General features: G+C 52.4%; 7 protein-coding genes. 6 read left to right on the top strand and 1 reads right to left on the bottom strand.

Features of this window, described 5'->3' with window-relative positions:
• From BMW93_RS35310 to BMW93_RS34635, 6 genes are all read left to right on the top strand, one after another.
• A partial coding sequence (locus BMW93_RS35310) for a transposase (protein ID WP_143061796.1) occupies positions 1-219 on the top strand: 219 nt, incomplete at its 5' end.
• Between the two features lie 717 nt (positions 220-936).
• A complete protein-coding gene (locus BMW93_RS34655; protein ID WP_177194291.1) occupies positions 937-1,878 on the top strand; it encodes an ROK family protein in 942 nt (313 codons plus the stop codon).
• A 34-nt stretch (positions 1,879-1,912) separates the two neighbouring features.
• Complete coding sequence (locus BMW93_RS34650) at positions 1,913-3,322, top strand: sugar porter family MFS transporter (protein WP_090387353.1); 1,410 nt, start codon at positions 1,913-1,915, stop codon at positions 3,320-3,322.
• 18 nt (positions 3,323-3,340) lie between these two features.
• Positions 3,341-5,662, top strand: a complete 2,322-nt coding sequence (locus BMW93_RS34645; protein WP_090387362.1) for a PSD1 and planctomycete cytochrome C domain-containing protein — start codon at positions 3,341-3,343, stop codon at positions 5,660-5,662.
• Between the two features lie 12 nt (positions 5,663-5,674).
• Positions 5,675-7,135, top strand: coding sequence for a DUF1501 domain-containing protein (locus BMW93_RS34640; RefSeq protein ID WP_090387351.1), 1,461 nt, complete (start codon positions 5,675-5,677; stop codon positions 7,133-7,135).
• Between the two features lie 18 nt (positions 7,136-7,153).
• Positions 7,154-9,316 carry a chitobiase/beta-hexosaminidase C-terminal domain-containing protein gene (locus BMW93_RS34635; protein ID WP_143061795.1) on the top strand — a complete coding sequence of 721 codons (2,163 nt, stop codon included), beginning with the start codon at positions 7,154-7,156 and terminating at the stop codon, positions 9,314-9,316.
• 205 nt (positions 9,317-9,521) lie between these two features.
• On the opposite strand, the gene BMW93_RS34630 is transcribed toward BMW93_RS34635, so the two are convergent.
• Positions 9,522-11,804: a hypothetical protein gene (locus BMW93_RS34630; protein WP_090387347.1), complete on the bottom strand. Its 2,283-nt coding sequence runs from the start codon at positions 11,802-11,804 to the stop codon at positions 9,522-9,524.
• Positions 11,805-11,814 lie beyond the last annotated feature (10 nt).

Raw genomic sequence — 11,814 nt, 5'->3', positions numbered from 1 at the left:
CAGCAAGCCCGGACAAACCTTCATTCACAAAAAGGCTTCCAGCTCCGGAAACGACGAAGTATTGAAATAGAAAGTTGTTTTGGTGACATAAAAGCTAATATGGGCTTCCGCCGCTTCCATCTTAGAGGTCTACAAAAGGCAACCGCCGAGTTTACCCTGGTTGCCATGGCCCATAATCTGAGAAAACTGCACCTCAAACAGCAAAAAGCAGCTGCATAGCAAGCAAAAAGGGTTCAAAAGCACTCCCAAGAGCGGCTTTTTGACCCTTTTAATCAAACCAGGCTTCTATGAAGTCTGAAAAATCTAAAACGGCCGATTTACAGCCAAATCGATTCGGGGCTTTTTAGTCAGCCCCGAGCGAGTGCCGGTCTCCGACCGGCTTGTGCGTCGCTTTAATGTTGCTTGCTGGTCAGAGACCAGCTGTCACTCGGACGTAGTCGGAGACTACGGCCAACTGTAATTTTCAAATATTACGATTTGGCTACCAATATTACTTCGCTACGCGATTTCGCAATTGACTCCATCCTCCCTTTCGGGCAGCATTTGTCGCAAAAATTCTAAGGCCGATCAAGAGCAATGCAGTCAGGCATGCAACAGCAAAGCATTGCCGACTAATGCATGCGCGTAATCCGGGGTACCAACGATCTACATGTTTCAAAATTCTTTAATATGTATATACATTGTATACATACTAGCTGAATTTCGACGAAATTTAGCCACATAGATAGGGGCGGAAAATGCGTCAAAATATTAGAGTGTGTCTTTAATTTAAATATAATTACTTGATTTACAATAACATATAAATTAATGCTCATCTTTTTCCCCATTGAATTAATGCAACTTTTTTGACTGTTAATGATATGTTTGTATATTTGAACATATGTTACATACTCAGCAATGAGCGGCTTTCATATCGGGGGAAATACGAAAACTTGCATGAACAAAGTACCAGGCATTAGTCTCGGGTTGGATGTTGGAGGGAGTCATGTTACGGCTGCTGTTGTCGATGCGTCCCTGTGGCGCGGGCAATCGTTGCGTTTGGTGCGAAACGAAATGGATAGTTTCGGTACAGCCTCGGAAATCATCGCGTCCGTCGCCGGGTGCATTAAAGAAGCATTGGACGGCGGGCAGCCTGTGAATGAAATCGGGATTGCATTTCCGGGACCGTTCGATTATGAAAATGGCATTTGCAGGATTTTGAATGTCGGCGGGAAATTCGAGCAGATGTTTGGTCTCGATATAGGAGAGGCATTGAAAGAGGCTACGGGGATGACCGATACGCTGTTCCGGTTTTATAATGACGCACATTGTTTTGCCGTAGGCGCTTATGCACTGAATGGTTTGAAAAGTGAGCGGACGGTTTTTCTCACGCTCGGCTCGGGTTTCGGGTCGTCGTTCATGGAGGATGGCAGGCTTGTGACTCACCATCCGGCTTTGCCGGTGCAGGGTGCATTCTACAATGAGCCGTTCCGCGAATCCATCGCTGACGATTACTTTTCAACGCGTTGGTTTCATCGTACATACGAGCAGGCCACCGGGCAGGCGCTTGCGGGCGTACGCGAGCTGGCCGAAATGCATTCCGGAGCGGTGAGCGGTATTTTCCATGAATTCGGTGCTAACCTGGGCGAATTTCTGCGTCCGTGGCTGGAAAAATTCGAATGCGACGAGTTGGTGATCGGCGGTAATATTGCCAGGGCAAGCCATTTGTTTTGGAATGCATTAGAAAACGAATTGAAATCGCTTGATAGTAAAGTGAATGTGGTTTTTTGCGATGATACAGAAGCTTGTATCCTCATTGGGGCGGCCGGCCTGGCCCGACAGGAAGGAGTGGCCCGCGATCAGGCGCTGCCGTTGAGAGAAGACCAGTTCGCTGACTGAAAGCCGGCAAATCTATTCCTAAACCCACAAGGCCTTGCAGACACAACAAGTAAAACACTTCACTTCCCTCATCACGCTCATTGCGGCATTGGGAGGCTTTCTGTTCGGGTTCGACATGGCCGTCGTGAGCGGGATCATCGAGCCGGTCAGGGCACAATATGGCCTGTCGGCGGCGGAGGAGGGGTTATTTGTTTCGTTTGCATTGGTGGGTTGCATTATCGGCGTGGCGTTCTCGGGTTATCTGGCCGACAGAATTGGCAGGAAGAAGGTCCTTTTCGTGGCCGCCCTGTTATTTCTGATGAGCGCAATAGGTTTTTCATTTTCAGCTAATTATACCATTCTGATACTATTTCGAATCCTGGCCGGGGCCGGTGTAGGCGTAGCATCCAATGTGTCGCCACTCTACATTTCCGAAATAGCACCCGCGCCGAAACGGGGCGGGCTGGTCACATTCTACCAACTGGCTATCACGATTGGCGTGCTGGCCGCCTACATCAGCAACTTGTTCCTGCACCGGTACTCGCTCGCACATGCGGGCGCGGGAAGCGGAATTTTCCATTGGCTGTTTGTGGAAGAGGTTTGGCGCGGGATGTTTTTTGTGAGCGTGGTACCGGCGGCAGTGTTCTGCATTTTGCTGGTAACGGTGCCGGAAAGTCCACGCTGGCTCGCCAGGCTGGGCAGGGATTCGGAAGCGCAGGCAATCCTGGTTAAAATAAATGGAGAGGGGGAGGCCCGAACCGAGTTCGCCGCAATTCGGGAAGCATTTGTGCAAAAGGAGGGAGGCGTAAAAGAGTTAATGCAAAATCCATTACGCGGGCTACTCGTGATGACGATGGTGCTCACCGCCCTCTCGCAGTTCAGCGGCATTAACGGTGTGATTTTCTACGGCCCGACCATCCTGCGGTCGGCGGGCATCGTCATTGGCGATGTATTGCTGTACCAGGTGATGCTGGGCCTGGCGAGTATGGTATTCACGCTGATAGCCATTTGGAAGGTCGATACGCTCGGGCGGAGGTTACTCTACCTGATGGGATCTGCCGGAGCGGCGGTGTCGCTGGCATTAACCGGCCTCTGTTTCACCTTCGGTATCACGGGGTGGGGAATGCTGGTTTGCATCATGCTGTTCCTGCTGTTTTTCGCCTTCTCACTGGGGCCGTTGAAGTTTGTGATTGCGACGGAAGTATTTCCAAATCATATCCGGGGAACCGCATTGTCGATCTGCATTATGACCATGTGGGTGTCCGACTGGATCGTAAACCTGCTCTTTCCGCTCATGCGTGACGGGTTAGGGGTGGCCAACACATTTTTCGTTTTCTCGTTCTTCTGCGTGTGCTCGTACGTGTACGCGAAGCGGAACCTGTTTGAAACGAAAGGGAAAAGGCTGGAAGAAATAGAGCAGTTCCTGCATCAGGAGACTGTTAAAGGCGAAATTAAGATTGGTTGATTGAGTAAAAAAATGCAAATGAAAAAGAAGTTCTTGTATCTGGGGTTACTATCCGGCGCTGTGGCTTTCCTGGCCGTTTCTTGTTTCAAGAAAAACGGCGTGTTGCAGTCTCAGTCGGGTAATGAAGCGGTGAGTTATAATTTCGACATCCGTCCGATCCTATCCGATAAGTGTTTTGCCTGCCACGGGCCCGATTCTAAAAAACGCGAGGCAGGGCTGCGGCTCGACCTGGCCGAAAGTGCCTATGCCAAATTGAAAGACGGAAAAGGGGTCGCGATCTTCCCGGGCAAGCCGGAGCAGTCGGAAGTATACCGGAGAATCACTTCGGCAGATCCTTCCTACCAGATGCCGACGCCCGAGTCGCACCTGGGATTGCTGAATGAAGGCGAAATAGGAATGGTGAAGAAGTGGATCGAGGAAGGTGCCAAATACGAGCGCCACTGGGCATTCACGACGCCCGTCCTGCCAGCGGTTCCCGAGGTTTCCAATGAAGATTGGCCTAAAAACGAAATTGACAATTTCGTACTGCGCAAAATGGAAGGTGCCGGACTGGCACCCAACGAAGAAGCGGATAAAAGCCATTTGCTGAAAAGGGTAGCGCTGGACCTCACCGGCCTGCCGCCGACCGTGGAAATGCAGAAGCAGTTCGAAGCCGACAATAGCGACAAGGCCTACGAAAAAGTGGTGGACCAGTTGCTGGCGCAGAAAACCTACGGCGAGAAAATGGCCGTGCATTGGCTGGACGTAGCCCGTTACGCCGATTCCTACGGTTACCAGGACGACGAAGTACGTACGCAATGGCCGTGGCGGGACTGGCTGATCAATGCATTCAATAAAAACATGAAGTACGACCAGTTCCTGATGTGGCAGATAGCGGGCGATATGATGCCCAATGCCAACAAGGAGCAGATACTGGCCACGGCGTTTTTCAGAAACCATAAATACACCGAGGAAGGCGGCGTGATTCCGGAAGAGTACCGGATCGAGTACAATATCGACAAAACAAAAACTTTCAGTACCGGCGTGCTGGGGCTTACCGTGGAATGCGCGCAATGCCACGACCACAAATACGACCCGATTTCGCAGGAAGATTATTATCGGATGTTCGCGTTTTTCAACAATTCCAAAGAATCGGGTTTCGAAGGGGACATTTCGCAGACAAAACCTGCCAAGAACCCGATTATGACCATTTCGGACGACGAAGCGAAGACGTTGCTCTCGTTCATCAACCGGCCCGATACCAGCCGGCTGATGGTCTCTGTACTCGGCGACCTCGATACGCTCAGGCCGACGCACATTCTCAACCGCGGCTCGTACGACGCGCCGGGTAGGGTAGTTACAGCGTCTGCATTGCCAGCGGTAATGCGTTTCGACACCCTTAAACTGCCGCAAAACCGTTTGGGATTGGCCAAATGGACGACCAGCAAGAGTAACCCACTGACGGCCAGGGTGTTTATTAACCAAATCTGGCAGGAGTTTTTCGGTAGGGGAATCGTGAAAAGCACCGGGGACTTCGGAATGCAGGGCGACTTGCCGACGAACCCCGCATTGCTGGATTGGCTCGCGGTAGACTTTATGAACCATGGCTGGGATATCAAAAGGCTCATCAAGCAGATCGTGACATCGGCGACTTACCGGCAATCCGCCAAGGTAACCGATGAGAAACTGAAAGCCGATCCCGAAAATATTTACCTCTCGCGTGGCCCGCGCTATCGCCTGCCTGCCGAATTGGTACGTGATATGGTGCTTTCGACCAGCGGATTGCTGAATCCTAAAATAGGAGGGCCCAGCGTTAAACCTTACCAGCCGAAAGGCCTGTGGGAAGCCGCGACATCGGGCCGCGGTACCCTGCGCACTTACCAGCAGGACAAAGGCGACGCATTGTACCGAAGGGGTATGTACACGTTTATCAAGCTCACTGTGCCGCCGCCGTCGATGATCATTTTCGACGCCAGTAACCGCGACCACTGCGAGGTGAAACGCTCGAAAACGAATACGCCATTGCAAGCGCTGGTGATGCTGAATGACCCTGCCGTGCTCGAAGCGTCACGCGTCATGGCGGAGCGGCTGGTTACGAAGTCGACCGATATCGAGACTAATATCCGGGCATCGTTCCAGACGATCGTCTGCCGCCAGCCCACGGATAAGGAAGTAGATTTGCTCAAAAAATATTACAACGAAGAGGCTTCCATGTTCTCAAAGCAGAAAGAGAATGCCGCCAAAGTGCTGAATGTGGGCGAGTTCCCGCATGAGGCGAAGGCGGACAAGGTGCGTGCGGCGGCGCTCATGCGCGTGATCAACACGCTGTACAACATGGAAGAAACGATTACAAAAAGCTAAAACCGAAATATCATGGAAAAGCCAATATTTGATTTTGGGGTCAATACCACACGCAGGCATTTTTTATCCAAACTAAGCCTCGGGCTCGGTAGTGCCGCCCTGGGATCGCTGCTCATACCGGACCTTTTCAAAGGAGGGGGCGGTGACGCGGATGTGAACGAGCTGATGGCCGGTCTGCCGCATTTCGCACCCAAAGCGAAGCGGGTGATCTATTTATTCCAAAATGGCGCGCCTTCGCAGCTCGACTTGTTCGATTACAAGCCGATGCTCAACAAAATGCACGGACAAGACCTGCCGGAATCCATCCGCGGTGGTCAGCGCCTGACGGGTATGACCGCCAATCAGGCCAAGTTTCCGCTAGCAGGTTCGATTTTTAATTTCAAACAGCACGGCAAGAGTGGTGCCTGGATGAGTGAGCTGCTGCCGCATATGGCCAGCATTGCCGACGATCTTTGTATTATCAAAACCCTTAATACCGAAGCCATTAACCACGACCCCGCGCTTACCTTCTTCCAGACGGGCGCACAGGTGGGTAACAGACCGAGTTTCGGCGCCTGGCTGAGCTACGGATTGGGCAGCGAAAACCAGAACCTGCCCGGTTTCTGCGTGTTGCTTTCACGTGGGAAAGGGAATGGGCAGGGGGTATATTCCAAATTGTGGACGAACGGCTTCCTGGATTCAGTACACCAGGGCGTGCAGTTCAGCAGCGGCGAGAATCCGGTGTTGTATCTCAATGATCCCGACGGGATGGACCGCACACAGCGCCGCAAAATGCTCGATAACCTGGCCGAACTGAACCAGGGTACATTCAACGATTTCGGCGACCCGGAAATCACGGCGAAGGTACAGCAATACGAAATGGCGTTCCGCATGCAGACCGCCGTTCCGGAAATCACCGATATGAGCAAGGAACCCGAATCGATCGTCAAAATGTACGGCCCGGAATGCCTTGTACCCGGAACCTATGCGGCGAACTGTCTGCTCGCGCGGAAGCTTTCCGAGCAAGGCGTGCGGTTTGTACAGCTTTACCACCAGGGATGGGACAGCCACGGCGGGCTGCCGCAGGAGATCAAAGGGCAATGCATGGACGTCGATCAGGCGTCGGCGGCATTGGTTACCGACCTCAAACAACGCGGATTGCTGGACGAAACGCTGGTGATCTGGGGCGGGGAGTTCGGGCGGACCAACTACTGCCAGGGTACGCTTACCAAGGACAACTACGGCCGTGACCACCACCCTCGCGCTTTCACCGTGTGGATGGCCGGCGGGGGCGTGAAACCGGGCATTGTTTACGGTGAAACCGACGAGTTTGGATACAATATTGTGAAAGACCCTGTACACGTCCACGATTTCCATGCGACGATACTCAACCAACTGGGATTGGATCATGAGAAGCTGGTGTACAAGCATCAGGGACGCCGCTACCGCCTCACGGATGTGGCCGGCAAGTTGGTGAAAGGAATTATTGCGTAAGTATTAACCTCTGATACAGTGAGTAGAATTTTGTCGGATTGGAAAGGGTACGTCTACAATACCGCCTTTTTCCTGAATGGATTGCTCGTTTTTCTGTTATTCTTCGAAAGCCGGTTTGCCGTGCCGCAATGGATGCAGGCCCTGGGAAGAATGCACCCGCTTGTGCTACACTTTCCATTGGTGGTACTGATCCTTTACAGCCTCTGGGTGCTGATAGAACGGAAACCGGATTCCCATACGTGGAATGAAGGGTTAGCGGATAGTCTGCTGGTGATTGGTACATTCACGGCAGCCGTGGCTGCATTTTCCGGGTTTGTGTTGTCCCATGAGGAAGGCTACGAGTCGGATACATTACTTTGGCATAAATGGCTGGGCATTGCCATTTCCATCGCTGCACTTATATGGTATGGGGCGAGAAAGTCTCTGTCACCCTGGAAAATCGGTTCAAAAGCGATCGCAGGGGCATTTCTGGTATTGCTCTTCGTGGGCGGGCACCTGGGCGGGAACCTTACGCATGGCGAAGATTTCCTGATTTCCCCGCTGGGGCCATCGGCCGAACCTGCGCAGCAAGTGGCGTTCGAAGAAGCCAAAGTTTATGAACACCTGGTGAAACCGGTGATCGAACAGAAATGTCTTTCCTGCCATAATGAAGAAAAATCGAAAGGCGGGTTGCAAATGCAGACCCAGGCCCTGCTTGCGAAAGGCGGAAAAGGCGGGGTGCTTTGGGATACTACCAAAGCGGATCTGGGCCTGCTGATCAGTCGTCTGCATTTGCCGCTCGACGACAAAAAACATATGCCGCCACGCGGCAAGGTACAATTGACGGAGGAAGAAGTGGTATTGCTCGCGGCTTGGGTAAAAGGCGGCTCGCGCTTTGACCAGCTTGTCAGCTCGCTTTCACCGCAAAACCCCGTGTACACCTACGCGCAGAATGTGCTGGGCGGGGACCGTACCGAAGAGCAATATGCATTCAGTGCGGCGTCCGCCGACGAGGTGAAGAAACTGAATACCAACTACCGGCTGATCAAGCCATTGTCCGCAGGGTCGCCGGCATTGTTTGTGAATTTTTACAACCGGGCCAGTTTCAAAAGCCAGGATATCGAAGGCCTGATGCCGTTGAAGGACCAGATCGTCGCGATGGATCTGAGCAAAATGCCCGTGAAGGACGAGGATATCAAGGCGCTGGCCAAGTTTCCGGAGCTCCGCAGACTGATATTGAACTTTACCGACATTACGGGGAGCAACCTGACCGAGCTGAAAAAACTGGCTAACCTGCGCGAGCTTTCGTTAAGCGGTACGGGCGTTACCATGGCGCACGTGAAATCGCTCGATGGCTTCCCGTCACTTAAAAGGGTCTATTTGTGGAGTACGGGCATCGCCCCTAAGGATTTGGAAAATTTAAAAAAGGGTCAGAAAATTGCATTTGAAACCGGTTTCCGGAGCGATACACTCGTAATGGCGCTTAACCCGCCCGTGATCCTGAATGAAAAGCAGCTGATAAGCAAGGGCGAAACGGTTTCCATGAAGCATCAGATTGCCGGAACCGTGATACGCTACACCCTGGACGGTTCCGAGCCGGATAGCGCCACATCGCCCATTTACGAGAAGCCTATCCCCGTTAATGGCAATATCACCCTCAAAGCAAGGGCGTTCCGGCAGGGATGGTACGGCAGTACGCTCGTGAGTAAGCTGTTTTTTAAAGAAGGGTTCCATGTCGACAGCGCGCAGCTGATCACGCCGGTTGATCAGCGGTATCATGCCAAAGGCGCCTCGTCGGTATCCGATGGCAAAGTGGGTGACACAGAACGTGTGAGCGGTACCTGGCTGGGTTATGTCGAAAACGATTTCCAGAGTTACCTGTTCTTCAACAAGCCGGTAAGAGCAAGCAACGTGACACTGAGTACGTTGCGGAGCTTCGGAAGCTTCATTTTCGAGCCCACGAGGATCGAAGTTTGGGGTGGCGCCGACCCGAAAACGCTGAAATTGTTGAAAGTAATCACCCCGGGCGTGCCGGCCAAGGACATTCCGGGTGCAGAAAACATTGTTTACGAAGCCGGCTTCGCGCCCCAGCAACTGAGCTGCATCAAACTCGTCGCGAAACCGCTTTCAAAAATACCGGCCTGGCATTCGGGAAAAGGGAATAAGGGCTGGCTGTTTGTCGACGAAGTGATTGTGAATTAAAGATTAAGCCGTTCCGCACTGATATATTAGTCCATTAGGTTAATCGGTGATGCATAAGCCCGCAGGTCAGTGACTTGCGGGCTTTTTAATCAAACGAGGTTGGATTAAATGTAGTTAGGATGTCGCCCTGAGCACACCGGGCCGCGGGCAGTCGAAGGACATTTGCACCACGCATTTGCCATTCGACTGCCAGGGGACATCGAAGTTATTTGAATGCTCGTCTAAGCTTACAAAGCGGCGTCCTGTTTCCACCGTCGAGATCGGTTTTGTAGAGTTGCCAGGTGTTTTCGTCGAGCTCTTCCAGGTGGAACTGGTTTGCCGGATCGGCGAGCTGCTTTTTGACCCACCTTGGAAATGCATTGGCTGCGCGGGCGTTTTCCCAGGTTCTGATCGCTTTAAAAATTGCGTATTTCTCCGCGCAGGCCTCCACGTCCTTCTGGTTGATTTGCAAGCTGTAAGTGGAGCCTACACCCACCGAAATAGCCTGAATATGCTCATATTGCGCCACCGTCGAGCCCGCCTTGACCGGGAAGTTGCCGCCCATTCCTGACGGGAAAAAGTTGGCATAGGTCACGTCCCGGAGATCCTTACCCTGGCTTGTAGCGCTACCCCATTCCCGCCTTTCGACGTCGTACAGGTTTTTACCCCCGCCCACATTCCAGATGCTCTGGTAATGCCAGGAACCTTCCGAGAGTGTCGATCCGGTGAAACGGATGTACGGAACGCCCAGCGCTTTGGCTTTCTCGAACATATTGCGGAAAAAGCGTTTGACGGAGTAGTAACCGTGACCATTGTTAAACAAAAACTCCTGGCCGTCGAAATCGTAATAAGCCAGGCCGTTGACCTTGCAAACCGTTGCATAATATTCCGCGATCTGGTCCTGCAACTGCATATTGGGGATCAGCCCGTCGTAACCGTAGTTGATCGTCACTTGCAGCTTATAGATGGTGTCGCCCGCAGCGTGGCTGGCGGTTGCGGTATTCCAGTAGCCGCGTCTGACGTTCAGTAACCGGTAAGGTGCCTCTTTGGAAATGCCCAGATAATGAATGAGTTCCTTGCCGATTTTGATCATGTTCAGGTTCTTGCAATGGCCTTCCCAGCTGGCTATTTCATCCAGGTACCGAGGGTCGTCGACGAATATCAGGGTGTCGGTCGCGCCGAGGCTTTTGGTCAGAATGCGTTTTTGCTGGTAGCAGAGGCTGTCGCTGGGGATAGGGCTCGCGTCTTTGGTGCCGGGTGCGAGGGCGGTGGTAATGGGCGTCCGGCCGATGATAATGCCCAGGCGTGCCGCGGTTTCAGAAAACTCCCTGTGCGATTTGTCCCCGGAAGCCATTTTCAAAGGTTTCTTCTCAAAATGCTTTCCATCGATATAGCCTTCATTGCCACGGTCGGGGCGGATAAAGCCCTGGTCGTAGAGGCTCATGGCCTTGAAACCCAACTGATGCGTGTAAGGCACAATGCTGTCGTAGACGCCCCCGCTCGTGAGCACGTCGGGCAGGTATGCGGAAGGATCTTTGACCCATTTACCATTGAAGGTAGGGTAGGGAAGACCTTCGGATAACACAATGTTCTGAACCACATCCATTAACGCGGTGCTGTCGGGGCTGCCCCAGAATGCTACCGACGAGCCCACATAGTCTATGCCCGGCAATGGCTGTACGTCCAGGTGGTTAGGGATGTTGACCTCCATGTTGGGGATTAAAGAAAAGAATACCGTCCGCTCGGGTGCCCTGTCCCTTGAATTGTAGGCAATGGATATTCTGCCCTGCTTGTCGATCTGCGCGGCATTGCCGTACAAAATCCTGTAATAAGGCTCCTTATGCGCGTAAAAGGCCACGTCGCTGATACCGTCTCCGCCGATGGGAAATACCTGTCCCTCGTGCAGGTGCGCGGGAAGCGGGAAACGCTTTTTGTCGGGACTATGGATAATGTACTGGAAAGGTGCGGCGTCGGCCACCGTTTCGGACGTTCCACCGAGCGTGTTGTCGTTGAGCGCCAGCATGCCGATGGCATAGTTGACGGCTTCGCTCGTATCGCGCGCCACACCGATGATCTCCCCGAAAAGGTTGGTGATATTGGTATGGTAGGCGCCCCACTGCACATTGTCGATGCCGTTGCGGGGTTGGAGCGATTGCAATTTCAATTTAAAGTACTTTTTGTGGGCGACGAGTGAAACCGTAGCCACCGAGCCATTGGCATAATGTAATGTAAATGCCTGTCTGGTTTTATTAAAAATAGCTTTTGTGGGCTGATAGTACTTATTCTTTTTACTATCAAAGAGCGATAATAGTGGGGATGGCTTGTCGGCCGGACTGAATTCGCGCTGGTGCGTCTTGCCCGTCACGTTTTTCATACTCGTGATCCATCCTTTGTTGTTGATACTGATTTTAAAATAATCGGTACTGAAATCCTGCTGGGCGTGGCTACGGGACGCCAGCAGAGCGAGAAAAAGGGTCAGGATAAGTGTTTGGAGAAATTGAACTCGCATGTCATAGGTA

Origin of the sequence: Dyadobacter sp. SG02, from assembly GCF_900109045.1 — a bacterium.
Classification (GTDB): Bacteria; Bacteroidota; Bacteroidia; order Cytophagales; family Spirosomataceae; genus Dyadobacter.
The sequence above is the reverse complement of the archived record's forward strand: the minus strand, read 5'-3'. Positions and strand labels throughout refer to the sequence as shown.